This window comes from Cyclobacterium sp. SYSU L10401 (assembly GCF_010993705.1).
GTDB lineage: Bacteria > Bacteroidota > Bacteroidia > Cytophagales > Cyclobacteriaceae > Cyclobacterium.
This window is the reverse complement of the sequence record NZ_WOFO01000002.1, coordinates 130,267-155,706: the sequence shown is the minus strand read 5'-3', so window position 1 is coordinate 155,706 and position 25,440 is coordinate 130,267. Positions and strand designations below refer to the sequence as shown.

The 25,440-nt window shown below is 44.2% G+C and carries 22 protein-coding genes; 6 read left to right on the top strand and 16 right to left on the bottom strand.

Translation table 11 applies throughout. The annotated features are described in order from the left end of the window. Positions 1 to 17: 17 nt before the first annotated feature. A complete protein-coding gene (locus tag GL182_RS05675) occupies positions 18 to 1,904 on the bottom strand; it encodes a CocE/NonD family hydrolase (protein WP_163378695.1) in 1,887 nt (628 codons plus the stop codon). 173 nt (positions 1,905 to 2,077) lie between these two features. Between GL182_RS05675 and kdsB the strand changes: the two genes are divergently transcribed. Then, the gene (kdsB, locus tag GL182_RS05670; protein ID WP_163378694.1) at positions 2,078 to 2,812 is read left to right on the top strand and encodes a 3-deoxy-manno-octulosonate cytidylyltransferase; all 735 of its coding nucleotides are present in this window, start codon (positions 2,078 to 2,080) and stop codon (positions 2,810 to 2,812) included. A 42-nt stretch (positions 2,813 to 2,854) separates the two neighbouring features. On the opposite strand, the gene GL182_RS05665 is transcribed toward kdsB, so the two are convergent. Beyond that, complete coding sequence (locus tag GL182_RS05665) at positions 2,855 to 3,559, bottom strand: 16S rRNA (uracil(1498)-N(3))-methyltransferase (RefSeq protein WP_163378693.1); 705 nt, start codon at positions 3,557 to 3,559, stop codon at positions 2,855 to 2,857. Between the two features lie 102 nt (positions 3,560 to 3,661). Between GL182_RS05665 and GL182_RS05660 the strand changes: the two genes are divergently transcribed. Further along, entirely contained in the window at positions 3,662 to 4,117 is a 456-nt protein-coding gene (locus GL182_RS05660; RefSeq protein ID WP_163378692.1) for a GAF domain-containing protein, read from the top strand. 4 nt (positions 4,118 to 4,121) lie between these two features. Here the strand turns inward: GL182_RS05660 and GL182_RS05655 are convergent, their stop codons facing one another. Next, a complete protein-coding gene (locus GL182_RS05655) occupies positions 4,122 to 5,288 on the bottom strand; it encodes an acyltransferase family protein (protein ID WP_163378691.1) in 1,167 nt (388 codons plus the stop codon). Between the two features lie 272 nt (positions 5,289 to 5,560). On the opposite strand from GL182_RS05655, the gene GL182_RS05650 reads away from it, so the two are divergent. From GL182_RS05650 to GL182_RS05640, 3 genes are all read left to right on the top strand, one after another. After that, a complete protein-coding gene (locus GL182_RS05650; RefSeq protein ID WP_163378690.1) occupies positions 5,561 to 6,964 on the top strand; it encodes a Gfo/Idh/MocA family protein in 1,404 nt (467 codons plus the stop codon). 101 nt (positions 6,965 to 7,065) lie between these two features. Further along, the gene (locus GL182_RS05645; RefSeq protein WP_163378689.1) at positions 7,066 to 7,818 is read left to right on the top strand and encodes a glucosamine-6-phosphate deaminase; all 753 of its coding nucleotides are present in this window, start codon (positions 7,066 to 7,068) and stop codon (positions 7,816 to 7,818) included. 15 nt (positions 7,819 to 7,833) lie between these two features. Then, positions 7,834 to 9,150, top strand: a complete 1,317-nt coding sequence (locus tag GL182_RS05640) for a sugar MFS transporter (RefSeq protein WP_163378688.1) — start codon at positions 7,834 to 7,836, stop codon at positions 9,148 to 9,150. A 5-nt stretch (positions 9,151 to 9,155) separates the two neighbouring features. On the opposite strand, the gene GL182_RS05635 is transcribed toward GL182_RS05640, so the two are convergent. From GL182_RS05635 to pdeM, 12 genes are all read right to left on the bottom strand, one after another. Beyond that, positions 9,156 to 9,758: an NTP transferase domain-containing protein gene (locus tag GL182_RS05635; protein WP_163378687.1), complete on the bottom strand. Its 603-nt coding sequence runs from the start codon at positions 9,756 to 9,758 to the stop codon at positions 9,156 to 9,158. Between the two features lie 12 nt (positions 9,759 to 9,770). Beyond that, positions 9,771 to 11,243, bottom strand: coding sequence for a hypothetical protein (locus tag GL182_RS05630; protein WP_163378686.1), 1,473 nt, complete (start codon positions 11,241 to 11,243; stop codon positions 9,771 to 9,773). Positions 11,244 to 11,254: 11 nt separating this feature from the next. Then, the gene (locus tag GL182_RS05625; protein WP_163378685.1) at positions 11,255 to 14,143 is read right to left on the bottom strand and encodes a TonB-dependent receptor; all 2,889 of its coding nucleotides are present in this window, start codon (positions 14,141 to 14,143) and stop codon (positions 11,255 to 11,257) included. 693 nt (positions 14,144 to 14,836) lie between these two features. Next, a complete protein-coding gene (gene gldC / locus GL182_RS05620; protein WP_163378684.1) occupies positions 14,837 to 15,175 on the bottom strand; it encodes a gliding motility protein GldC in 339 nt (112 codons plus the stop codon). A gap of 58 nt (positions 15,176 to 15,233) precedes the next feature. After that, on the bottom strand, positions 15,234 to 15,896 hold the full coding sequence (locus GL182_RS05615; RefSeq protein ID WP_163378683.1) for a 3-oxoacid CoA-transferase subunit B: 663 nt from the start codon (positions 15,894 to 15,896) through the stop codon (positions 15,234 to 15,236). A gap of 12 nt (positions 15,897 to 15,908) precedes the next feature. After that, the gene (locus GL182_RS05610; RefSeq protein ID WP_163378682.1) at positions 15,909 to 16,604 is read right to left on the bottom strand and encodes a CoA transferase subunit A; all 696 of its coding nucleotides are present in this window, start codon (positions 16,602 to 16,604) and stop codon (positions 15,909 to 15,911) included. After that, entirely contained in the window at positions 16,594 to 17,547 is a 954-nt protein-coding gene (locus tag GL182_RS05605; protein WP_163378681.1) for a bifunctional riboflavin kinase/FAD synthetase, read from the bottom strand. Before GL182_RS05605 ends, GL182_RS05610 begins: the two co-directional genes overlap by 11 nt. Then, on the bottom strand, positions 17,534 to 18,223 hold the full coding sequence (gene truB, locus GL182_RS05600) for a tRNA pseudouridine(55) synthase TruB (RefSeq protein WP_163378680.1): 690 nt from the start codon (positions 18,221 to 18,223) through the stop codon (positions 17,534 to 17,536). The genes GL182_RS05605 and truB overlap by 14 nt, the downstream gene beginning before the upstream one ends. Beyond that, the gene (locus tag GL182_RS05595) at positions 18,223 to 19,014 is read right to left on the bottom strand and encodes an undecaprenyl-diphosphate phosphatase (RefSeq protein ID WP_163378679.1); all 792 of its coding nucleotides are present in this window, start codon (positions 19,012 to 19,014) and stop codon (positions 18,223 to 18,225) included. The genes truB and GL182_RS05595 overlap by 1 nt, the downstream gene beginning before the upstream one ends. A gap of 3 nt (positions 19,015 to 19,017) precedes the next feature. Next, positions 19,018 to 19,221: a DUF3098 domain-containing protein gene (locus GL182_RS05590; protein ID WP_163378678.1), complete on the bottom strand. Its 204-nt coding sequence runs from the start codon at positions 19,219 to 19,221 to the stop codon at positions 19,018 to 19,020. Positions 19,222 to 19,225: 4 nt separating this feature from the next. Continuing rightward, positions 19,226 to 20,116: a cell division protein FtsX gene (locus GL182_RS05585; protein ID WP_163378677.1), complete on the bottom strand. Its 891-nt coding sequence runs from the start codon at positions 20,114 to 20,116 to the stop codon at positions 19,226 to 19,228. Between the two features lie 43 nt (positions 20,117 to 20,159). Then, positions 20,160 to 20,843 carry a ligase-associated DNA damage response endonuclease PdeM gene (gene pdeM, locus GL182_RS05580; protein WP_163378676.1) on the bottom strand — a complete coding sequence of 228 codons (684 nt, stop codon included), beginning with the start codon at positions 20,841 to 20,843 and terminating at the stop codon, positions 20,160 to 20,162. Positions 20,844 to 20,970: 127 nt separating this feature from the next. Between pdeM and GL182_RS05575 the strand changes: the two genes are divergently transcribed. Beyond that, entirely contained in the window at positions 20,971 to 21,591 is a 621-nt protein-coding gene (locus GL182_RS05575) for a hypothetical protein (protein ID WP_163378675.1), read from the top strand. A gap of 7 nt (positions 21,592 to 21,598) precedes the next feature. Here GL182_RS05575 and GL182_RS05570 read toward each other — a convergent pair whose 3' ends face one another. Continuing rightward, entirely contained in the window at positions 21,599 to 25,426 is a 3,828-nt protein-coding gene (locus GL182_RS05570; RefSeq protein WP_317167787.1) for a PVC-type heme-binding CxxCH protein, read from the bottom strand. Positions 25,427 to 25,440: the final 14 nt, after the last annotated feature.

The window sequence follows — 25,440 nt, the reverse complement described above, 5'->3', positions numbered from 1 at the left end:
ATGCTTGTGTGTTTAAATTATTTGTTTGGCAATACCATAACATTTATTTTTCCAGGAAAATTTTCCGTGTGAAAGACTTTATGAATGGCTTTTACAAAATCTTCTTCCGAAGCTTCAAAAATATTGTCTACATATTTCTGAGGGTTTCTGTCTATTAACGGAAACCAGGTACTTTGAATTTGGATCTGGATTTTATGCCCTTTCTTAAAGGTATGATAAACATCCTGTAATTGAAAATCTACATCCGTAATTTGATCGGGAACAAAGGGGATGGGCTTTTCAAAACTTTCCCTATACCTGCCCCGAATGACCTCTGACCTCACCATCAGGTGGTAATTTCCCATGTCTACACCATCCTGCACATAAGGGTGATTGGGATGGTCAGCAGGAAAAACATCGATCAACTTCACCACCCAGTCTGCATCTGTCTGCGAGGTAGCCACTTTCAGCTGGGCCATGATTTCCCCGGCCAGTGTGATATCTTCTTCTAAAACGGATGTTTCAAAGGTCAGGACATCAGGTCTTCTGGCAGCAAATCGCTGGTCATCTGCCATGTATTTTCTGGGAGTGAAAGTGATTTTGATATCCTGGCTGTAAGGAACAGGCTTGGCAGGGTCGGACTCAAAGGTTGAAAACCTATTTCCAGTAGGTTTATCCTGAGAAAGCCCTCCATTTTCCTGTAGGTAAAAGCTCGTCCACTCACTTTCTTTTGGAGGCCATTCCTGAAACTCTTCCCATTGGTTCAATCCTGTATCAAACATATAGGCTTCAGGTAATCCGGGGCCCCCTTCTGATTCCTCTTTAAGAAAATGATGGAAAAATTTTCTTTCTACTTCTTTTTGGTACCAGGTGGAGATGGAATCTCCAAAATACATGTTGGAAACCACCTGTGGACCCTTTTCCCTTGACCAGTCTCCGTGAGACCAGGGCCCCATTACCAGACTATTGTAGGTCTCAGGATTATTTTTTTCTATGGTTTTGTAAATGGTCAAAGGCCCATAGAGGTCCTCTGCATCAAACCATCCTCCTACGACCATAACGGCAGGAGAAACATCTTTCAGGTGTGGGATAATGCTTCTTTCCTTCCAGAATTCATTGTAATCCGGGTTGTTTTTTAGCTGTTGCCAAAAGAAATTATCCTCTCCATAATATTTGTCAGCATTTTTCAACGGACCCATATCCATAAAAAACTGATAGCCATCGTTGGTTCCCGGGTTCACCATATCATACCAGGCTTCAGTTGTAGGTTCTTCCTTTTGGTAGCCAAACACACTTGTAGCCAACCAATAGCTCAAGAAATAAGCTCCATTATGATGGAAATCATCAAAATAAAAATCTCCAATAGGTGCTTGAGGAGAAACGGCTTTCAGGTTGGGATGAGCAAAAGGAAGTGCTGCCGCACTATAAAACCCGGGATAACTGATGCCCCATTGCCCCACTTTTCCATTGTGATTGTCTACATTGGCCAGTAACCATTCTATTGTGTCATAGGTATCAGTGCTTTCATCAATTTTTTGAGGATCGTCACTTCTTTCATTTAAAGTAGGACGCATATTGTCATAGCTTCCCTCTGACATCCACCTTCCCCTGACATCCTGATACACAAAGATGTACCCATCTTCCATAAGAAAGGAGGAGGGCCCCAAACTGTTTTTCATGTTGCCCTCACCGTATGGTCCGGCACTGTAAGGTGTTCTTTGCATCAGCATGGGATAGGTCCCGGATTTGTCTTTAGGGCTATAAACCACTGTATGAAGGCTGGTACCATCCCGCATAGGCACAGAATATTCCTTTTTATCATAATTATTTGCAACAAATTCCTCTTGTCCCTGCCCCATGGATAAGGTGCCGGACAACAGAAAAAGCAAGGACATCAGCCAAAGACTTTTTACATTATTTTTCATAAACATTTTTTTAAGGGCTTGATCACAAATTTTTATTACCCAAGCCTGTTTCCTCATATTGAAGTAAAATTCATTAGTTTTGCACATCCATTCGTCTAAGGATTTGTGTTGGACAAAGCCAAAATCTGATCGAATTTGATAACCTTATAAAGTTAAAACAGTATTTTGAATAAATGAAGACCATAGCATTAATTCCTGCAAGATTTGGGGCGACCAGGTTTCCGGCAAAACTATTGGCAGACCTAAGGGGAAAACCATTGATTGCAAGGACCTATCTCAGTACCCTGGCCACCGGGGTTTTTGATGAGGTCATGGTAGTGACTGATCATCAGGACATTGCCATGGCGGTAGAAAATGAGGGAGGAAGGGTATTTTTTAGTCAAAAAGAACATGAAAGTGGCTCAGACAGGATTGCCGAAGCTGCAGCATCCCTTGATGCAGACATTATTGTCAATGTGCAGGGTGATGAGCCCTTTCAGGACAGCAGTTCCCTTTCAGATTTGATTGCAGTTTTCGCTGATCCACAGGTAGAAGTAGCCTCATTGATGAGTCCCATAAAGGGGCAAGACCTGATTCATAATCCCAATATTGTAAAAGTAGTGGTGGATGCAAAGGGGTTTTCCCTCTATTTCAGCAGGTCCCCGGTACCGTACCCACGGGATGAAAGCAGTAAGCCGGTATATTTCAGGCATATTGGCATTTACGCTTACAAAAAGGAACTGCTGATGGCATTTACGGGCTGGGAGAAATCACCTTTGGAAAAAATTGAAATGTTGGAACAGTTGCGGCTACTTGAAAATGGTTACAAGGTTAAAATGGTAAAAACCGAACATCAGGCAGTAGCCATTGATGTTCCGGAAGATCTGGAAAAGGCCCTGGCCTATTATGATGCCAGGTTTTCATCATAATTTTTATTATTAAAACCGACCTGGCTAGGATCTCGGAGGAGATTAACAATGGAGCAAATTAAGCGTGTGCACTACGGCCATGCCTGCTGTTTCTGTTCTTAATCGGTGTTTTCCCAGGGAACAGGGTTTAAATCCCTCTTCCAAAGCCAATGTAATTTCCCCCGGACTGAAATCTCCTTCCGGACCAACCAGGACCAGATAGGATTGGTTGGGACTGGCCAACTGATACAAATGCCGGTTATTTTCTTTATCCAGATAGGCAATGAATCTTTCGTAAGTAGCAAAACTTCCATCAGATATGAAGTCATCAAATGCTGTGATTTCATTCATTACGGGCAGCCATGCTTTATAGCTTTGCTTACAGGCAGCTATGAGCTTTTTTTCCAACCGATCAAAATTAACCTGATTTCTCTCTATATGGGTCGTTTTGAGGAAAGTGATTTCATTGAATCCCAATTCGGTGATTTTTTCCAACATCCATTCCATCCGGTCCATGTTTTTGGTAGGAGCGATGGCCAGGTGAATATGGTATTTTTCGAGAGGAGAAAAATCCTGGGATATAATTTTTAGTTTACACTTTTTGGAATGATTATCTTCAATCATGCAGGTAAAAATTGAGCCCTTGCCATTGGTAAACAGGACGGTGTCACCAATGTTTTTTCGTAAAACTTTGACCAGGTGGTTCGATTCTTTTGCCTCCAGTTCAAAGGATTCTCCACTGATGTTTTCCTCGAAAAATAATTGCATATGCCTGGTTTTTGTTTTTACGAATTTATACATTAATGCTTAAAAAGTAAGTAGTAATTCCTTAATATTGCAGCTAAACCTTAACTTATAAATGTATCTTCTATGCAGACTGAAAAGCTATCCCATTTGATCAAAACCAGTTCAGATCCAGACTGGCAGCTCTGGTTGGAAGAAACCCTTTCAGCCTTTTCCTGTGTCACCGGTACTATCCATGTGTTGGATAAAGAAAGCAAGCTTTTGGAATTAAAGGCCCAGGTAGGAATACCGGAATTTTTATTGCCCAAAATGTCTCAGATCCCGGTGGGCAAAGGAATGGCAGGCATCGCTGCTGAGAGAAAAGAAGCCGTTCAGGTATGTAACCTGCAATCCGATGATTCCGGAGTGGTAAGGCCAGGTGCCAAGGATACCAGGGTAGAAGGTGCCATTACTGCTCCCATGCTTTTGGATGGGAAGCTCTATGGAACACTTGGCATAGCCAAAAAGGATCCCTACGAATTTTCTGCGGAAGAAAGTGCTGCTTTGATGCAAATAGCAACAGCCATGGCAAGTGCCATTTAGGGGTTTAAACTTTGACAAATATTTTAAGGCGGTAAAGGATATAAAGAAAAACCCACACCAGCAAAAAAGCACCGAATGCCTGGAAAACAGGATGCCAATCCTCAGGTAAAGGAGCATATAAACCGCTAAATAATTTGCTGCTGGTATAATTGAAATTGATGAAACTGTAGGCAAAATAAATTGTTAGGGAATTCAAGCCAATGACCTGGAAAAAAAATGCCCATTTTCTGATTTTCCATACATCAATGACCAAATAAAACAACATTAAAAACAAGAATGCCATACCTGTGGTCAAAAGGATGAAGGAGCTGGTCCACAGGTGTTTGTTGATGGGGAAATGAAGGCTCCAAAGCAAACCTACGGCGATTCCTATGACTCCTGCCAGGCTAAGGTATTTTATCTTTCGGTTATCCAGCCAGGCCTTACCCAGAATTTCTCCCGCCAGCGTACCAAAAATGGTCAGACAAAGGGCAGGTATCTGGGTGAGCAGACCCAACTCATCATAATTGCCCTGTAATAGCCTTCCCGGCAGAAAGGTTCTGTCAAACCAGCCTACCAAATTGCCTTCTATGCTAAGGTCTCCTGCGCCGAAACCAGGTACAGGAATCAAATACAATGCCCCATAATATAAGAAGAGTATGACCAGTCCTGTAATCAATCTTTTGGTAAAGTCCAGGTTCAGAAACAGGAGGGTGGAAACAAAAGTTGCCAAACCAATCCTTCCCAGTACACTGCCTAACCTGATTTGGTCGGGTTCAAAAAAAGGAATGGGAGCATTTTTATAGAGAATGCCCAACAAAATCAAAATTAGCATTCTGATAAAGGTTTTCCTGTAAAGGGTAAATTTGGATAGCCCCAGGGACCTGCCCTTATTCAATGAAAAAGTCAGGGAAACACCTGCAATAAATAAAAACAGGGGAAAGATAAAATCATAAAAAGTAAAGCCATTCCATTCCGGGTGGGTAAGCTGATTGGCGATCCAGTCCAGTGCGGCTATTCCTGTTTTACCCTTCAGCAAGACCAAAAAAGTACCTCCTCCGGCTATCAGCAACATGTCAAATCCTCTCAAGGCATCAATGGAGAGCAGTCTCCGGGAAGTGGTCACATCTGAAGAAGCGGGAGACCCCAATTCAGGATCTCTTTTAAGGTCTGGTTGACTGGTTTTATTCATGATTAATATATTAGGTAAAATGGGCTTTTACATTGAATTATCCTTTGGTTTGAAGGATTCCTTCCAATATATTTTATTTTTCTGAAATTTAAAAGTATTTTTATTTTTCACAGGGACAATTTGTTTAGGTTGTCAATGGGTAATTTTTGTCAATTAGTGGTAATATTTAAGATGAAATCGACACGATTAAAATCATCATTAAACACATAGGGCAATGATTATTTTAATCGTCAAAGATTCCATCTGACCATTAAAAATCAAATTATAAACAGATGAAAAAGAATAGAAGAGATTTTCTAAAAGCAGGAAGTATATTGGGACTGGCAGGTTTATCTGGCTGGTCCTCAGAAATTAAGGCGGCTACGAATCAGCAAGTGGCTTTAAACCATCCGGCTGATTTTAACATGTGTGGTTATGCAGCAGCTCCCCTGGAAAAGGTAAGGATTGGCTTTGTAGGACTGGGAAACAGGGGGCCAGGGGCTGTGGTCAGAATGAGCAAAATTGAAGGTGTGGAGATCAAGGCCCTTTGTGACCTCAGGCCGGAAAGGATAGCTCATGTCAAAGACAGGATTAAAGATACTCCCCATAACCCGACGGTATATACTGGCACTGAAGATGCCTGGAAAGAAATGTGTGAATCAGAAGATTTAGATCTGATTTATATTGCTACTCCCTGGTACCTGCATGCTCCCATGGCCGTGTATGCCATGGAACAGGGAAAACATGCCGCGACAGAAGTACCTGCAGCCATTAGCCTCGAAGAGTGTTGGCAGCTGGTAGAGACTTCTGAAAAAACCCGGAAGCATTGCATGATGCTGGAAAATACCTGCTATGATTTTTTTGAATTGCTGACTTTAAACCTTACCAGGCAAGGGTTTTTCGGGGAGATCATTCATGGAGAAGGTGCCTATATCCATGATATCCTGGATGGAAATTTTTCCAAAACCAAGTATTATGACATGTGGCGGCTCAAACAAAACCTGCGCAACGGAAACCTGTATCCCACCCATGGATTGGGTCCGGTAGCCCAGGTCATGAACATCAACCGTGGAGACCAGATGGATTACCTGACGGCGGTTTCCAGCAATGATTTCATGATGGGAGAAAAAGCAAAGGCGCTTGCTGCCAAGGACGAGTTCTACCAGGAATTTGCCGGAAAAAGCTATCGAGGCAATATGAATACCACTACGATTAAAACACACCAGGGACGAACCATTATGTTGCAGCATGATGTCACCTCTCCCAGACCCTATTCCCGCCTGCACACCATTAGTGGTACCAAAGCTTATGCCCAAAAGTATCCTGAACCTGGGAAAATAGCCCTAGGTCATGAAGGTTGGTTGGCAGAGGAAGAGATGAAGGAGCTAGAAGAAAAATATTATCCGCCTATCGTAAAGAAAATAGGTGAACTGGCCAGGCAAATTGGAGGCCATGGGGGCATGGATTTTTTAATGGATTGGCGTTTAATTGACTGCCTTAGAAATGGCATACCCCTGGATATGGATGTCTACGATGCAGCCGCCTGGAGTGCAATAGGCCCTTTAAGCGAATGGTCTGTGGCCAACAGGAGCGAAACCATTGATGTGCCGGACTTTACCAGGGGAGCCTGGCGAAACAATCAACCGGTAGATGTGGAATTGAGTAAAGGAGGGAATACCAATATTTTGACCGTTTGATACCAAAGCAACAGGAAAAAACAGCAAAGCTTTCAAAGCTTTTGGTATTACCCCCTTTTTCCACCACTTTTAATCTTTAATAGAATCAATAGACCAATTGAATGAAAATTTATAAGCGCAAAGACCCAAATGAAATGGGAAAAGTAGCAGGGGATCATGCTGCTGAAGCAATCTTGTCTGCCATTAAAAGCAGAGGGGCAGCAAATATTATTCTTGCCACCGGTACCAGTCAATTCGAAACCCTGAAAGCCTTATTGAGCCATCAGGAGATAGACTGGAGTAAAGTGACCATGTTTCACCTGGATGAGTACCTGGGGTTGCCCATAACCCACCCTGCCAGTTTCAGGAAATACCTCAAGGAAAGGTTTTTGGATGAGGTAAAGGAATTGAAGAACTATTTCCTGATTGACGGGGAGGAAGACCCTGAGAAGGAAACAGAACGATTGGGTAAGCTTATTTTGAAACATCCCATAGATGTAGCCCTGGTAGGAATAGGTGAGAATGGACATTTGGCATTCAATGATCCACCGGCAGATTTTGAAACAGAGAAACCATATCTGGTCGTAGACCTGGATGAGGCTTGCAGGAAACAGCAGTTAGGTGAAGGATGGTTTCCTGACCTGGAGGCTGTACCCAGACAAGCCATCAGTATGTCTATCCATCAAATCATGAAATCAAAGAAAATCATTTGTTCTGTTCCGGACAAAAGAAAGGCAAATGCCGTCAAATCCTGCCTGGAAAACAAAGTAAGCCCGGAATTTCCGGCCAGTATTCTTCAGGATCACCCTGATTGTGCCCTTTATTTGGATGAAGCGGCAGCTTCACTGCTGGGTTCCGGGTATTCGTTTAACTGATAGTAGATTTTAGTAATGTCCAAAACCCAAACCGTTGAAATTGGTTCTTTAAACCCAAGGCAAACCTATATATCGATCGCCATTATTGGTGGTTTGTTCTTTATTTTTGGTTTTGTGTCCTGGGTCAATGCCATATTAATTCCTTATTTTAAAATCGCCTGTGAACTGAATAATTTTCAGTCCTACCTGGTTGCCTTTGCTTTTTACATCTCTTACTTTATTTTTTCAGTTCCGGCTTCATATTTGCTAAAGGCAGTGGGTTTTAAAAAAGGGATGATGGTCGGTTTTTGGGTGATGGCACTGGGCGCTTTTGTTTTTGTGCCGGCGGCAATGGTTAGGACTTACGAACTGTTTCTGTTAGGATTGTTTATGATTGGTGCAGGATTGGCGGTATTACAAACTGCTGCTAATCCTTACATTACCATTCTGGGGCCTAAGGAAAGTGCTGCGCAAAGGATCAGCATCATGGGAATCCTAAACAAAGGGGCAGGGATATTGGCACCCTTGATATTTGCAGCCGTCATACTCAGGGTATCTGATGATGAGATCATCTCGCAGTTACCGGCCATGGGTGAATTGGAGAGAAATATTTTTTTGGATGAATTGGTCAGTAGGGTAATCGTGCCTTACACCATTGTGGGAACGGTTTTGGTGATTTTAGGCATTCTGGTTCGCATTTCCCCATTGCCCGAAATCAATACAGAAAATGAAACGGAATCCGTTTCCCGGGCCAATGCGGATAAGTCATATATCCTGCAATTCCCCCATTTGATTTTGGGTGCACTGGCCATTTTTCTTCATGTAGGCACCCAGGTGATCGCCATCGATACCATCATGAGCTATGCCATTTCAATGGACATTTCTCTTCTGGCTGCCAAGGTGTTTCCTTCCTACACCCTGGCAGCCATGATTGCCGGTTATATATTTGGTATCATTGCCATTCCCAGGTTTCTTTCTCAGGTTACGGTTTTGAAAGCATTTACCACCATGGGACTGATTTTCACTTTTGCCATCCTATGGTTTCAGGGAGACGTTAACATTCTGGGACTGCAGGTGGACATATCGATTTGGTTTGTGGTATTATTGGGATTGGCCAATTCCCTGGTTTGGGCTGGGATTTGGCCATTGGCCCTGGATGGCCTCGGGAAATTTACCAAGCTGGGGGCTTCGATTTTGATTATGGGACTATGCGGAAATGCTATTTTGCCTATGATATATGGCTATTTCGCTGATGAAATTGGTTTAAGGGAAGCATATTGGGTTTTGGTGCCTTGTTACCTTTACCTGATGTTTTATGCCTTTAAAGGGCACTCCATCAAAAAGTGGGCTTGATTGAATCAAAAATAGTCCAAATTACCAGCTAATAAAGCTTCATAATCTTCCGGGGTATCGATGTCAATTTTACCAAGGTCGAATGGTACCGAGGCCGTTTTTTCTTTTTGAGAATGGATAATTTTCCTTGCTCCTTCAGGTCCCGTTAGTTTTTCAAGAGCGGAAAAGCAGCTTCGGTCAAATATGACCGGTACACCCAACCGGTTATTATAATGGGAAGCCACAATACTTTTTTTCTTCAGGTATTTTATCCGGATCAATTCTTCCAAGTGGTTTTTATCCACAAATGGCTGATCGGATAACATGACAAGGGCTTGTTTTACTTCTGCTGAATTTTGTAACTGTTTTATTCCAAGGCTAACTGAAGTGCCCATTCCCTGTTCCCAAATGGGGTTATTCAGGATCTCCACTTCATAAGGCTTGATTAGCCTTTCTATTTCTTTTTGGTAAGCCCCGGTGACGACAATTACCGGATGACAATTTGCCTTTTGGGCAGTAAGGATTGCCCTTTCAATCAAGGTCATGCCCTCATATTCCAGGAGTTGTTTGGGCTTTCCCAACCTGCTGGAATTACCTGCAGAAAGGATAATGACGGCTGTTTGCTCCATTCTTATCAGGTTTTACCTGGGAAGATCATTCCCCATAAAGGCATTGGGATTAACCTTTGGGATCGTACTTCCCCATTTCGACTGTAAGGCATCGATAAAGAAATTAGCCAGGAAGGCGTTGGCCCTGGCATTCGTATGCACGCCATCCACAGAAAATCCTCCATTGGGTGGGATGATAGAATTGGTCAGGGGAACGGATCCTGCATTGATGGTTCCAGAAGCCACCTGGTCTAAAAAGTCATTGACATCTACCAATACCAACCTTTCGCTCTGGGAGGCTACCGCAGACTGAATGATGCTGTTGAAGGTGCTTATTTTTTCTTCCAGCAGTTCTTGTTCTGAAGGTAAAAGTACAAATTCATCTCCTACTGGAACGGTGACACCCCTGATGGCAGTTGAATTATCACCGACTGACTCACCCAATACGGTGGCCAGGGTTAAAGCTACTTTGTCATTTGGATTACTCAACCGAATAGATGGAATGCCCATTTCATTGAGGTCTGTCAGGGTTTTGTCTTCCATGAGAAATCCGTTCAGCCCAGGCTGAAAGGATATGTTACGCAGGTTTTTCTCATTGTCGCTGATCAAACCTGCCTGTTCGACCTCCTCCAAGGCCCGGTTGTAATCTGAAAAAGCGCCATTTGCCAGGGAGGCAAATGCCTGATTTAAGGGAAGCGCATTCCAACTTATTGTACTAAAAAAAGGCAGGCTATTCAAATTGGGTATATTTCCAACGGCCCCTTTTGCCTCCGGACTGGCCTGTAAGATGCTGCCTAGCGCCGTTTGGTACAACTGTTCAAAATCTTCATCAGTTGGAAGGAGTAGCTCATTGGCACCTCCCTGCAGGGCATAGGGGAGCACATCGTTTTTACCCAACCAAAACACAAAAAAAGTACCGCCATTGCCCATTGCAGCTGCAGCATCACCGATGAGTGTGGAAGTTCCCGGATTACTGGCAAAACGGGCATAGTGCAGGTTAAACATGGGATGATCAGGGGCATTGATATTTCCTGTTTGAGGGGACAAAGCAGCTGCCAGGTTCATGCCATTTACGCCAAAATTGTTGATTTCTGCCCGATTTCCTTCGTAAGGAAGCAGGGGATTTCCCGGGACAATAGGGGCAGGAATGACAGCCCCGGAATTGGGGTCCGCCCTGAGTATCAGTCTTCCGATATTGCTCCCAGGAGGACTTAACACATAAGATCCTACTTCTGCATTGATATCAGGCAGGTTAAATGCTCCTCCGCCGACTTCTTTTAACTGCTCGGCAAGAATTGCTACATAAGAATGCTGCTGACCGCGGTTATACAAAGCTCCGTCCATTACCCCGGCAGTAACAGAACTTCCGATGGCGATGGTTTTACTGAAATCGACCTGCCCGGGATCGGGAGCTGCATCAGTCGGTTCCGGAAACTCATAAAACCCATCACAGGCTCCCAATAACAAAAGGAGAAATATAGAAATGTAATTCAAATTCCGTTTCATTTTTCCTGGGGTTAATTTAACAGCTCATCGAAGGTTATAGAAAGGTAATAGATGGCACCGATGGTAGGACCGCCGAAATTAAGAAAATACCGGTTGTTGAAAATATTGGAGCCACCCAATTTTACCACAGATTTAAGACTTCTCAGTTTATAAGACACCTGTGCGTCTACATTATGTACTTCGGGTACATCACCCCTTGCAAAAGATGATTCCCATCTAAATGCCGTCTGGTAGCGGTAGCTCACATTGAATCCCATATTTTTGGCGACCTTTCTATTCCCAAATTGGATATTGTATTTGTGTTCAGGGGTATTGAATTCGGATAGAAACCCTTCCTCGAAGGCGGTAATCAAACGGTTGAAATTATAATTTCCCCCAATGGTGTAATTATTTGGCAGGCTATAGGAGATTCCTATGACAGCACCATGTGCCCGAACTTCCCGGTCTACAATGTTGGTATAGGTCTGGAAGGTATTTTCCTGGCCGGGAATAGTTACCGGAGTCAAAAGGGTAGGGGCATTGACCGCATTAATGGCACCCTGATCGGTGGTGGGTGAGGCACCGGGATAAACCGGTCCGGGTGCTTTCCTGATGGCTGTTTGGGAGATGAAATCGTTGTACAGGTTGTAATAATAAGCCATGTCGACCAGCAATCGGTTATCAGCTAATAAACCCTTGTATCCAACTTCAATAGAGTTGACCTTTTCTGGTCTTAGGGCAGGTAAATCCGTCACCTGCTCCAATAAATTGGTAGCAGAAGCAGCTACCGGACTGGCACCTGCAGCTACGGCCTCTGAGTATTGTTGTACAGAGGCCAGGGAAAATGCATTTTCGAATACCTTGTATTTTTCTCTGTAGTAAGGCAATCCGGAAATCAGCCTCGCAGAAACCACATTTAAATCGATGTGTTGCGCCTGGGTAGTGGGCATCCGGAATCCTGTCTGATAGGATAGCCGGAAATTACTGTTTCCCTCGGTGAATACCCCGGATATTCTTGGACTAAACTGCCCGTCAAAATTTTCATTCTTGTCATACCTGACCGATCCGGTGATTTTTAGTTTTTCTTCTAATATGCGTTTTGAAGCCTGGGCATAACCACCAAATTCGGTGACCGAAATATCATTCCCTTCTACGTCTGCAAAAATAGTCCCGTTGGACCTGAGGTCATAAACCCGGTAGGAGGCTCCTACCTGCAAGTCCATGAAGTCGATTTCGTTTTTAAAATCGTATTGGCCCTCTGTCATATACATCCTGGATCGGTCATTGAACAAGGAGCCCTGGGGTATAAAATCAGCCCTGATGTTTTGTTCGGAATTTTGAAATTCTGGCGATCCTGGCACGTAACGTCCCTGATCAGCCTGTGTCCGGGCAAAGCGGTGCGCTTCAGCCTGTTGCTCGGTTGATCCCAATGTTCCCGGAGCAACCTGCTGCAGGGCAAGGGCTCCCATGTAGTTTATGGTATACTCTCCAAACCACTGGGCATTACCTTTCCATTCATCGTTGATATTTACCCCCGTTAGGTCGGCAATATAGGAGTCACCTGAATTTTCCCGGGTAGTATACCCCCGAACAAAATAGTTGTCTGCCTTCAGCTCCAGTTTGTGCTGGGTAATATTGAAATTGTTTAAAGAATAGCGTTGGGCACCTGTGTATACCGAGGTGCCCGAACCGTAATTGAGGGTATAGGACAATTCAGCCCTGTCATTTACCCGATAGTGGACTGCTCCGCTTACTTTATAGTTTTTGGCACCGTAATCCACCAGGTCCCGCTCATCATATCCTGTTCGCGAAACTACCTGATCCGGAATACTGGCGATATAGCCTCCCAGACCAAAAGCATTGGCCTGCTGTTGTATGGCGCCAACATTTCTCAATAAACCGATATTGTTGGATACTTCATCTCCAAACACATGAACCCTGTTTTCACCGGGATTAAAGGGCAAGTCGCCCTGCGAGTTTTCATTGAGATCTGTCTGGTCGGTACCGTACCAGTCTTCCGCCTCCATAAAGGATGCACTGATCTTGAAAGCCAGTTTATTATTAAATGCATGGGCATAGCGCAGGGAACCTTCAAACATGGGTTGGGGGGAAGCGGGCTCTCCTGCTCTTCCTCCCACATGGTTGATGCCCTGCTTGTAAAAGGCACTCAGGCCCTGGTACTCAAAGGGACTTTTGCTGTTGATCAACAATATCCCATTAAAGGCATTGGGTCCATATAGCGCAGATGAAGCTCCTGGAATAAACTCCACACTTTCCACGTCCAATTCTGACGGTCCATTGAGATTGCCAATCGGAAAGTTCAGGGCAGGGGCCTGGGTATCCATTCCATCTGTCAATTGGACAAAACGAGTATTCCCTGTAGAATTAAAGCCCCGGGCATTTAAGATTTGAAAATTGATGGAGGTGCTGGTTACATCCACGCCTTTCAGATTGGCAATGGCTTTATAATAAGTATCACTGGCAGTTTCTCTGATATCCAGGATATCCATTTTTTCAATGGTTACCGGTGATTGGAGGATACTTTCTTCTACCCGGGAGGCAGAAACTACCACTTCCTGACCCAGCATGGTTTGTTCTTCCAGGGTAACAAGAAGTTCGGATACCTGATTTTCCGTTATGGTCACTTCCTGGCTGGCAAAGCCTATCATGGAAAACACCAAAGTATGGGGTGGTGGCTGACTGATTTGTAGGGTGAAATTACCATTGATATCAGTTATGGTGCCTATTACTTTTCCTTTCACCAGGATATTTACACCGATCAGTGGCTCATTGCTTTCTGATTCAACGACCTTTCCTGAAACCGAAACGGTGTTTTGGCCATTTGCCTGAACAATGAAAAGGAAATAACCCAGCGTTACCATCCAAAAGGATAACCTAAATGCTTTGGTAATTTTGCTCATGATTCATTAGGGTTTAGATTTGCGTATTGCGTAGATAGGTTGGTCAAAATTTCATAATCATTGTTTATATTTTAAAATATGCCTTTTTCTATCATAGATTAATGATGAAGCAACGTTTTATTTTTAAACGGTTAATTTTAGTTTAAGGTAAGGAAAAATAAAGATATTTTCACTATAAGATTTAGGGATTGCCGTATTCTCCATTGGATGGTCCATGGTATTGCTGGCTGAGTGCTGACCATGAAGCAGCAATAATCCAAACCATCCTCGAGGGAGCATTTTTTTCCTGTTTATTTTGCCCTTTTAACCCGACGTAAAAATTGTAACGACAGCCTTAAACCCGAAATATGCATTAGGAATGCTATTGCAGACTGAAATTACTTCAAAATCAGTCACTTTGTTGCAGTTTTGAACTTCACGATAGCGGTGATAGTTTCCAAACTTCCTGATTTTCTTGCAATTTCAGCCTAAATAACGAAACTAAAGCATAATTCGGGTTAAAAAACAAACTTGGTAGGGACCCATGTTGGTAGCCCCGGGAAAGCCCATTAGAAAAAACTGCCTTTTCCTAATGCCAGTGACCATGTTTTTTGATACCTGTCATCGGTGGGGTAATAAAACGGCAGGCCATAAAGAATTTGCAGGCAGATAAAAAAAAGCCCGGAATTAAATGGGCCAATCTATTTATGGCTATTATTTTGATTTGTTTTCCTCGTTGACATGGGTGACCAGGCGGTCACAAAGGGCTTTTATTTCTTCGGAAAAATACTCATCACCGGTACTGTTCAAAATGGTCTGTCCCATACCACCCAAAATATCGATGTAAAACCGCTTCATTTCTGCAACTGACATTTCGTTGGTCCACAGGTCAATCCTCAGGGTACTTTGATTGAGATTGTCCCATACATTCAGGCTTATACTCCTGGTAGATTCCAAACCTTCAGCTTCTTTATCCGAAGCATCCCATTCTATGCTTTTAGGTAAATTTTTATCGTCTAGGGATACGGAAAACTTGATTTCAGATTTTTTCATTTTTTTTGTTTTGAGGACACAAAACTAGCAAAGAATGTTGAAACAGTTGGCATCAACCTTAATCAAAACTTTCCATTTCCGGGATTTCTCCCTTGATCACTAATTTACCGGCTGTCTTGTCTCTGATTTCATCTAAAGTTACTCCCGGAGCTCTTTCCAGTAATTTAAATCCACCCTCCGGAAGTATACTGAAAATGCCGAGGTCGGTAAAGATTTTATGAACACATTTTATTCCGGTTAGGGGTAATTTACATTCTTTCAATAATTTGGAACTCCCGTCTTTGTGGCAATGATGCATCGCTACAAATAGCCGGGCTTCAGATGCCACCAGATCCAAAGCTCCTCCTACACCCTTAATAAGTCCTGATGATATCTTCCAATTGCTAATATCTCCGTTTTCAGACACCTCCAGCGCACCCAGGATGGCCATGTCGATATGCCCACCCCGGATCATGGCGAATGCTTCGGCGGAATCAAACAAGGAAGAACCTTTGACCATGGAAATGGTTTCTTTTCCGGCATTCACCAGGTCAGGATCGGTGTCTGCTGATTTGGGGAAAGGCCCTATACCAAGCAAGCCATTTTCAGATTGCAAGACCACTTGCAGGTGGTCAGGTATATAATTGGCCACCAGGGTGGGTATGCCAATACCCAAATTGATATATTGGCCATTTTTGATTTCTTTGGCTATTCTCCTGGCGATTTGGGTTTTGCTGAGCATTTTCTGAGAGGGTTAGGCTGAAACGGTGACGTTTTCAATTCTTTTTTCATAGGCTTCTCCCTGAAAAATGCGCTGAACATATATCCCGGGAGTATGTATATGGTTGGGGTCCAACTCCCCCGCAGGTACAAGTTCTTCTACTTCTGCGATGGTAATTTTCCCGGCGGCAGCCATGAGGGGGTTGAAGTTTCTGGCTGTTCCCCTGTAAATCAAATTGCCTGCAGTATCACCTTTCCAGGCTTTGATCAGTGCAAAATCGGCTTTGATCCACCTTTCCAATAGGAATAACCTGCCGTCAAACTCCCTGATTTCCTTGCCTTTCGCCACATCTGATCCTATCCCGGTAGGGGTAAAGAATGCAGGAATACCAGCGCCTCCGGCCCTTATACGTTCTGCCAGGGTTCCCTGTGGGATCAGTTCCAGCTCAAGGTCTCCTGCCACAAATTGTTTTTCGAATTCGGCATTCTCTCCAACATAGCTGGCAATTAATTTCCTGATCATTCTCTTTTTCAATAAAAGGCCAATTCCGAAATCATCCACTCCGGCATTATTGGAAATGCAGGTCAATTGCTTCAAATCCCTAAAAATCAGGGCCTGAATGGCAGCCTCTGGTATACCACAGAGCCCAAAGCCACCCAACAAAAGCACTGCTCCATCAGTGATGTCATGAATGGCTTCAGGAGCGTCGGCTACCACTTTATTTATCATTTGAGTCGTGTTTTTCTTTACCGAAAAATTTTGCTGCCATTTGCCTGTCCTTTTCCAGCTGTGTTTTCAGGTCTATTAAATTTGCGAATTTTTTTTGGGCTCTCAAAAAATCCAGGAACATGATGCGTATGTTTTTACCATAAATCTCTTTTTGAAAGTCCAGAATATGAACTTCAATACTTTTTTTGCTTCCGCTTACCGTAGGCCTGTTGCCGATATTTAGCATCCCAGCGAAACTTTCTTCCTCAATCTCTACCTTAACCAGATAAGCTGCATCTGCCGGTACCAGTTTATCAGCTTCTTCCACCCGTATGTTGGCGGTAGGAAATCCTATCGTGCGACCTATTTTATCTCCCTCTACAACAGTTCCTTCCAATTGATAGGGCCTGCCCAGAAACTCATTGGCGATCCCGATATTTCCAGTGTTCAGTGCCTTTCTGATTTTGGTACTACTAATGCCAATATCGTCAATGTCCTGGCGTGGTATTTCCTCCAGGTCAAATTTGTACCTTTCCTGTCGGGCTTTCAGGTGTTCAAAACCGCCTGCTCTATCCTTGCCAAAGCGGTGATCATATCCGATCACCAATTTTTTAGTTTTTATTTTATTTACCAATATCTCCTGAATAAAATCATCCGATGTCATTTCGGAAAATTCAGCCGTGAAAGGTATGCTGATCAGGTGATCTATTCCAAAGGAGTCCAGCAAGTCGGCTTTTTCATCAAAAGTGTTTAACAATTGTATGCCATGGCTATCGGGAAACAAAACCATCCTGGGGTGTGGCCAAAATGAAACCAAAACGGTTTCCCCTTTGATTTTACGGGCAAATTCCTTTACCCTTTTGAGGATTTTCTGATGCCCAAGGTGAACTCCGTCAAAGGTTCCTATGGTCACTACAGGATCCTTAAATTGGGGTAAATCAGCAAGAGATTTATAGATTTTCATGCTGCTCACTTTTAATTTTATCCACCAGAAGGTCCAGTTCCCAGGCATTGTCCAACCTGAACTCCCCAATGGCTGTCCTTTTTAATGCGGAGAGGTAAGCACCGACGCCTAGTATTTCCCCCATATCCCTGGCGATGCTTCTGATATAGGTGCCTTTCGAACAAGCGATTTTAAAATGAATTTCAGGCAGGTCTATTCCGGTTATTTCAAATGTCTTGATGGTAACCGGTCTGGGATCCAGCTTCATGTCTATGCCCTTCCTGGCAGATTCATACACCCTTTTGCCATCTTTTTTGATGGCAGAATGATTGGGAGGTATTTGCATGATATCTCCCGTCAGAGACTGGGCAGCCCCAAAAATGGCTTCTTTTTTCAGGAAATGGGGGTCGGCGATTTCCTTTACTTCTCTTTCCAGATCAAAAGACTCGGTGGTTTTTCCCAGGACGATGGTACCGACATACTCTTTTTCCTGTGCCTGATAGTGTGTTATATTTTTGGTTTCTTTGCCGGCGCAAATGATCAGCAATCCGGTAGCCAAAGGATCAAGGGTTCCTGCATGGCCCACCTTTTTCACTTTCAGCGCATTTCTTATTTTTTTTACCACATCAAAGGAAGTCCATTGATAAGGTTTGTTTACCAGAAATACGGCGCCATATGGTTTTTCCAAATTGTTCATTAAAACCAGCCTGAAGATATGGCAAGCAGTCCCACCACCAGGCAGTAAACGGCAAAATAACTCAACTTACTTTTTCTTACCAGCTGAATCATCCAGGTACATGCGATAAGGCCGGCAACAAATGCAGCTATGAAAGCTACTGACAGGGTAATGAATTGTTCGTTTTGGTAGGTCAGTGCTCCATCCATAATGTCTTTACCAATTTTCCCCAATATCAGCGGAACGACCATGAGAAAAGAAAATCTTGCTGCCCTGTTTTTGTCAATACCCAACAGAACAGAAGTAGAAATGGTGGCACCGGATCTGGAAATTCCCGGCAACATGGCGAAGGCCTGGGATAAGCCAATGATGACCGAATGACCGAATGAAACCGGCTTCCCTGTATTTTTCGCCCGGTCAGCAAGGAAAAGGAGCAAAGCGGTGATCAATAACATAAACCCAACAAAGACCACTTTTCCACCAAATAGTTGTTCCAACTCTTCTTCAAAAAACAAGCCGATGATTACCGCTGGGATCATGGAAAGGATCACTTTAACCGAAAACCTGGTTTCTTCATTGTCTTTGAACTGGAAGAGCCCCTTAATGATCTCATAGACATCTTTTCTAAATACCACAAGGGTACTTAGGGCAGTGGCAAAATGAACTACAACCGTAAACATTAAACTTTCCTCTGGCAGCTTACTGCTTCCCAATAAGGCGGCAGCTATTTCCAAATGGCCACTGGAGGAAACTGGTAAAAATTCCGTTAATCCCTGGACAATACCCAGAATGATGGCTTCAAAAAAAGTCATTAATTATTTTTTTTTATAAAAGATGGCGTAAAATTGAAAAAGAAAACCGAAAAGTACTGTGACAGGCCCCAGGGTAAGTCCCATAAAACCAAAGCCATGCATTTGCTGGTCCAGTCCCATGATGGTAAATCCCAAAACGATTATGGCTATGCCAATCAGCATCAAACGGTAATTGTATTTGGTAAAAGGTAAAGGGTTGTTATTCATAATTTTAATAAAGTTCGTCCAGGGACATGTTCAGGTATTTGTTTATAGATCTATAGGTACTTAGCCATGACATCAGGGCGCCCAGTAAGATTAAACTTCCAAAAAGCATGACAAGCAATTCGGTATCATACAACAGCTGCAAGCCTTCAATGAAATTTTTCCCATATTCCAATAAAGTAAAGATTATGCCCGAGGCGATGATTCCGGCTAAGGCTCCATAAAGAAACGAACGCCAAAGAAATGGCCTTCGGATAAATCCTTTGGTGGCTCCTACCAACTGCATGCTTCTGATCAAAAACCGCTGGGAAAACAAGGCCAGCTTTATGGTATTACTGATTAGAATGACCACGGTCACCAATAATATTACAATAAGTGAACCCAACACAATACTTACTTTCAAGAGGTTTTCATTGATGGAGGCGACCATGTCCTGCATATAGGTTACCTCAAAAACACCGGGGATCTTTTCCAACTCGGTTACAATAACAGCAATTTCCTCAGAAGTTTGAAATTCATCCTTTACGGAGAAGGTAAATGAATCCCTCAACGGGTTATCGTCCAGAAAGGCCGTAAAATCTTCTCCCACTTCCTCCATGAAAAGGCTTGCTGCATCCTCTTTTGAGGTAAATTGAATACTTGTTCCAGTTTCCTTTTCTAGTACATACGGTTTGGATGCCATCTGTCCGATGAGTCGTTCAATGGAAGATTTTTCCAAATCCTTGTTCAGGAAGACTTGTATTTCAATATTTTCCCTGATTAAAGAGGTCAATTTTTTGGCCTGAATGACGATCACACCAAATATGCCCATCATTAACAAAGACAGGGTAATACTAAATAACACGCTGGCAAACTTATAGCTGCCAAGCTTTGTTTTTTTTCTTTGCAATTTGGCCATTCATCGCTATTTATACAACTCAAAATTAATCAGGTATATTAACTTAACCAACCTTATTTTTTAATTTGATTGGAATCACGGCTTCAGCGGTGGTTACCAGGATGGCTTCTGCGGTTTTAGCAGACATTTTCATCAGTCCGGTGAAATTTCCGAATGCAGGCATGATCAGACAGTTTCTGGTGTAATAGTAGCAGGGCAATTTGAGAAATTGTTTGCTTTTTCCCTTAATAACCAATCCCGGATGTAAGTGCCCGCAAATGTTCAATTTCCCTTCTGCCACTTGCTTCAAGGGCTCATGGCTCAATACAAACCTTCCCATTATACAGGCTTGTTTATGGATTTGCAGGCGACTGCTTTGATAAATCTCTGCTGGTAAAATATCGTGGTTGCCCAAGACCAAATGGAAGTTTACCGTTGGATTTTCATCCAGAAATTCAAGTAGGTCTGCCCAGGTCTCATTGTGATCACTATGGAAGAGGTCTCCCAGGAAATAAACTTTCTGAGCCCCCAATGTTGAAATCAACTGATAGATTTTATGGTAATCGTTTATATGAATGGTTTCTGGGATGGGAATCCCTGATTTCCTAAAATGTCCGGCTTTGCCAAAATGGGTGTCTGATACCAATAAGGATTTCTCTTCCTCTAACCAAATGGCCTTTTCCTTTAACAGGTGAACCTGCAAGTCCTCATGTTGCCATATGTATCTTCCGTCCGCTGAGTGATTCAATCCTGGTCCTGGTTTTACTTACAAAGTTAAGCTTTTTGGTATAGAAATTGTCTAGCCCAAAGAAGAACATTTGTGAGCTTATGCCCGGTAATTCCGGAACCGCATAAGCAGATTGAACACCTTTAGCATGAAAACAAAACCAATTATCTTATTGTCAGTGATTTTGATGAGCTTGTACCAGGTGCAAGGTTTCTCACAGGAGCTGGAATTCAGTGCCGGAATGACCCACAAACATTTATTTGGCAAACAAGCCGATGTTTATTCCCCGGCTTTGGGGATTGAACTGGCCGCAGGAAGACAGGAGCTCACACCCTTTTCTGCAGATATGGTCACCTGGGGCCTCAATGTAGGGATATACCGCATGGACAGGATCCCGGAAGGTCAGGAGGATGCTACCGGGCAGTACCAGCAACTAATAGCCACAAAAGGGACCTATCGTTACGATTATTACTACAATGATTACCTGACTTTTTTTTATGGTGCGGATGCAGGGTTTCAGTTTATTTCTCCCAAATCAGAGGAGCCAATGATTGTTACGGCTGATAATGGTACCAGAATTTTTACCAGAGGGGTAGTTGCACCCAATATCGGAGTCAATTTTGAATTTAACCCCTACATTGCCGTCTACTATAAATTCCAGTATGAAGTGGGTAAGTTTTTTGGAGACCAACCCCAATGGGGTTCTCCTTCCTCAAAATGGAATCATTTGTTGACCAATGCCGCAGGTTTAAGAATAAAAATTTATTGATTCTCCTTTATTTGATTTTTTTTTGTGATTGCAGATAGGCCATCAAATTGACCACTTCCTGGTTGGACAAGGGCTCGAACAATCCTGGTGGCATGAGCGATAGGTCTGTAATTTCTTTGTTTTGTATGTTGGATTTATTGAGTTGAACGGGATCTTGTCCGGCAATTTTCAAGGTGATTTGCCTGGGGCTTTCCGCTACCACATTCCCTGTATAGGTCCTGCCATCCATCGTAGTAATGATAACCAGTCGGTAGGCGTCCTGGATTTCAGCACTGGGTTCCAGGACATTCAAAAGAATGTAATCCGGATCTTGTCGATTGGATCCTGTCAGGTCCGGACCAATGTCAGCCCCTTCTCCAAACATTTTATGGCAGCTTCCACAAGATTGCATGAATAATTTTTTACCTGCCTGAAGGTCGGCCTGTTTCAGGGCATCGGCTGTCAGTAGTTTCCGGTAGTTCTCATAGGCAGCCTCATCGCTGGGAACGTGTTCTATGGGACCCCATATTTCTACAAATCCACTACCGATTACCCGATGTAACTGTCTGGCCAGGGTGACGGGCACCTCTTTTTTTGTAATGTTGCCTGTTTTGATTTCCTGCATCAGCAGATTTCCATATACTGACCTGGAGGCAAGGCTTTGAAGGATGGCGGTTTTTTCTTCTTCAGAAACGCTGGGATACAAGTCAATCAGGGTTTTGCCCAGGGATGCTCTGTTAAAGCCGGCTACGGCACGAATGGCAGCTCCTCTCAGCTCACTGTCTTCCAAAAGGCTGGGAAGCAAGGGGATTAACCCTGTTTTTTGCTGGGCAGCCAGCATCTGTATGGCCCTGACTTTAACTTCTTTGCTTTCTGACTTATTTTGTATGGCTGCCAATGCTTTCTGGGTAGCTTCGGCATCTCCAAACCGGGCGGAAATTTGGGCAACAAGGTCCTGCAGCCCGCTGCCTTGATTGAGTTGTTCCGCAGTTTCTTTCCAATTTGCCGGCACTTCCAGGTCAGTGCGGCCTTCCATCCCATTAAGCATCCCTTCCAAAAGCTGGGCTTTATTCCGGTCAGCCCGCTGTATGGTGGCTACCAAAGGTGCCAACAGATCCCCATCTACAGCTCTTCGCGCGATGAAACGGGTTAGCAGGGGGATATTGGACTCAGCAGCCAGGCCAAGAAACCTTTCAGGATCCACTTCCATCAGGTATTCGGTTCCAAACCAAATCATTTTAGGAATATTATGGTCGGATTGGTCCTCCTCCCGCTGCGTCAGGGCAGCTGCCATTTCCCATTTCCAGTCTTCTGGAATACGTTGAAGAGCTGCGGCGAGGTATAGTCGTACGGTGGCGGACGGATCCTGCTCCGCCAGTTCCAGAAACTTTGCCCGGGCAGTTTGGGGCGGGTTTTTGTCTTCGCATAGTAGTTGGATGGCCCAGGATCGGATATAAGGATCCCGGTCCTCCAGAAGGGCGATCAATTCCTCTTCCTGCCAGCCACTGACCTGGTGCAAGGTCCAAAGGGCGCGCAAACGGTAATCGGTATTTTTATCATTGGCGAAGATTTCCTTGAGTACGGCAATGGTTTCCTTATCTAAACTTTCCTGGGCGGCTCTTTTCTGTAAAATTCCCCGTGCCCTTCTGGAATGCCAGTCACTCTTGCTGGTCTGAAGAGCCACCAATTCCTGATCCGGCAGGTTGTTGAGGTCTTCATATCTGCCTTCCCAGTTTTCGGCCAGGGATTGTTCCGGCATGATCCTGAAGATTCTGCCTGTTTCGGCATGGAGCACCTCTTGCCCACAGATATCAGCATCGTGCCAATCGAGTACATAAACAGCTCCTTCAGGACCTATTTCCATGCTGAAACCGACCCACTGGGCATTATTGGCTAATAAAAAATCATCCCCGTGCTGCCCGCTAAAACCGGACCCCTCGGGAAGGAGTTTGTCCGTCAAAACGGCGTGTTCATGAATATTTGCCATGAAAACCCTACCTTTTTCTTCCTCGGGAAAAGCATCAGATTGATAAATCCTGGCACCTCCATGTGCCGACCGGTGGCTGTGGTCCGTAATGGTTTTGATATCCTCATACACATAGGGATTAAAATGTTGCCCTCCCTGCCGGTGGTAAATGCCACCCGGTACCACATGCCAGAGGTGAGGTATCACGCAGGCACTCATGATCAATTGGCCTTTGGAATCATAGTCTATTCCCCAGGGATTACTGAATCCATGTGCCACTACCTCAAATTGATCTTTGGTGGGATGGTAGCGCCAGACCCCTCCATTGATGTCCACGCCATCGGACTCCAGTAAATCTTCAGGAAAGGGGTCGTTATGGTAATACAACTTCTTTTTTTCGGCTCCGATAGGTTTTCGGATTTTGGAAGGGGTGGCAAAGCCCTGCAAGCCATACAGCCAGCCATCAGGTCCCCAGTGCAGGCTATTTAAGGTTTCATGCCGGTCTCTGATGCCCCATCCGGTAAGCAGCACTTCAATATCTCCTTCATCTGCCTGGTCATCTTTATCTCTGTCAGGAACAAAAAGGAGGTTGGGAGGTGCCCCTACATACAGCCCGTCGAAACCAACGGCCAAAGCAGCGGGGAAGGCCAAACCCTCCATGAAAACCTTTTTTTTATCGGCGACCCCATCACCGTTGCTGTCTTCCAGTATCAGGATCCGGCTGTCTCCGGCATTGGAAAACCCGTGACCCCGGGATTCATAATCCCTGTTTTCAGCCACCCAAAGCCTGCCTTTATCGTCCCAGCAAAAAGCCATAGGCTGGGTGATCATGGGTTCTGCAGCAAAAACATTGACTTCAAAACCAGCTTTGACAGTCATTTCTTCCACCGCTTCCTCGGGACTTAGAAATTTGGCTTTTCTACCTTCCTCCTGGGCAATTCTCCACAGGGCGGTAGTATTGTACATGCCGGTATTTCCGGTATAAGCTCCCCAGGCCTCTGTTAGTTCCAGGTCCTGAAACTCTTCTGTATAAAAAAGCAGCCGGTGCTTCAATACCAATTGTTCTCCGGAAGCGATTTCCCAATCCTGATCGCGGGTGTAGGCAGGTCCCACCCCAAATTGTCCATCTACCCGCCATTTTTGGGGATAACCCCTGTTGTCAGGATGGTCAAAGAGGGCAATGTTGGCCCGGTTTTCCCGATCGGGTACCTGCATGCCGATATTGAGCCACATGGAGGGCTGGCCCTCAGCCATTTCATTTTTTTGTCTGGCCGTATTGATCACTTCTGCATCCATGCCCTCTTTCCAGGGCATCCGGAGAAACAAGCCACCGTAATCATACTTTCCTATGGTGATGGCTGTTTTTGCCAGCCCGACCCATTCCAGATCCAGGTAATACTGTCCCTCTTGAATACCAAAAGACCAATTCTGAGTTTCTGTCATGATGGGTTGCCCCAGGCTGTCAAGCATTTCATAAACGGTTTGCCAGGCCACCTTGTCTCCCTTGGCCTCAAGTACATTGGCGGCAACTTTCCTCCAGTGACTTTCCTCAGGATGGTGAAAATAATCCCTGTCATTAACCCGGGTGAATCCCCAATATAAACCTGTCTGGTGCCGGTGGTGCCCCGGGCTGTATTCTGTCAACATCCCCTCGCCATCAGGGGCAAGGATCGGATGGATATAGGGCCTGAAATCCTCTCTGGCTTCCTGAACCAGTATGGCTTGCTCAGGCAAACCCTCCCTGTACACCTGGATTTGTCCCGAAGATTCGTCCTGCACGATTTCCAACTGTACAGGTTCTTCCAGGTCGTTTGTTGCTTTATTGCTCTTACTCTGGCCACATCCATATATTAGCAGGGTTAGAATAATGAAATAGCTGATCCGCATCATTTTGGGTTTAAAGG

Coding starts and splice junctions, on each gene's coding strand:
- GL182_RS05570 (WP_317167787.1), bottom strand. CDS start 25,426: ATGATGCGGATCAGCTATTTCATTATTCTAACCCTGCTAATATATGGA.
- GL182_RS05605 (WP_163378681.1), bottom strand. CDS start 17,547: ATGAAAATCTATAAATCTCTTGCTGATTTACCCCAATTTAAGGATCCT.
- GL182_RS05615 (WP_163378683.1), bottom strand. CDS start 15,896: ATGCTCAGCAAAACCCAAATCGCCAGGAGAATAGCCAAAGAAATCAAA.
- GL182_RS05585 (WP_163378677.1), bottom strand. CDS start 20,116: ATGGCCAAATTGCAAAGAAAAAAAACAAAGCTTGGCAGCTATAAGTTT.
- GL182_RS05635 (WP_163378687.1), bottom strand. CDS start 9,758: ATGGAGCAAACAGCCGTCATTATCCTTTCTGCAGGTAATTCCAGCAGG.
- GL182_RS05575 (WP_163378675.1), top strand. CDS start 20,971: ATGAAAACAAAACCAATTATCTTATTGTCAGTGATTTTGATGAGCTTG.
- GL182_RS05590 (WP_163378678.1), bottom strand. CDS start 19,221: ATGAATAACAACCCTTTACCTTTTACCAAATACAATTACCGTTTGATG.
- GL182_RS05625 (WP_163378685.1), bottom strand. CDS start 14,143: ATGAGCAAAATTACCAAAGCATTTAGGTTATCCTTTTGGATGGTAACG.
- GL182_RS05675 (WP_163378695.1), bottom strand. CDS start 1,904: ATGAAAAATAATGTAAAAAGTCTTTGGCTGATGTCCTTGCTTTTTCTG.
- GL182_RS05665 (WP_163378693.1), bottom strand. CDS start 3,559: ATGCAATTATTTTTCGAGGAAAACATCAGTGGAGAATCCTTTGAACTG.
- GL182_RS05610 (WP_163378682.1), bottom strand. CDS start 16,604: ATGATAAATAAAGTGGTAGCCGACGCTCCTGAAGCCATTCATGACATC.
- GL182_RS05595 (WP_163378679.1), bottom strand. CDS start 19,014: ATGACTTTTTTTGAAGCCATCATTCTGGGTATTGTCCAGGGATTAACG.
- GL182_RS05650 (WP_163378690.1), top strand. CDS start 5,561: ATGAAAAAGAATAGAAGAGATTTTCTAAAAGCAGGAAGTATATTGGGA.
- truB (WP_163378680.1), bottom strand. CDS start 18,223: ATGAACAATTTGGAAAAACCATATGGCGCCGTATTTCTGGTAAACAAA.
- GL182_RS05645 (WP_163378689.1), top strand. CDS start 7,066: ATGAAAATTTATAAGCGCAAAGACCCAAATGAAATGGGAAAAGTAGCA.
- GL182_RS05660 (WP_163378692.1), top strand. CDS start 3,662: ATGCAGACTGAAAAGCTATCCCATTTGATCAAAACCAGTTCAGATCCA.
- GL182_RS05640 (WP_163378688.1), top strand. CDS start 7,834: ATGTCCAAAACCCAAACCGTTGAAATTGGTTCTTTAAACCCAAGGCAA.
- GL182_RS05655 (WP_163378691.1), bottom strand. CDS start 5,288: ATGAATAAAACCAGTCAACCAGACCTTAAAAGAGATCCTGAATTGGGG.
- kdsB (WP_163378694.1), top strand. CDS start 2,078: ATGAAGACCATAGCATTAATTCCTGCAAGATTTGGGGCGACCAGGTTT.
- GL182_RS05630 (WP_163378686.1), bottom strand. CDS start 11,243: ATGAAACGGAATTTGAATTACATTTCTATATTTCTCCTTTTGTTATTG.
- gldC (WP_163378684.1), bottom strand. CDS start 15,175: ATGAAAAAATCTGAAATCAAGTTTTCCGTATCCCTAGACGATAAAAAT.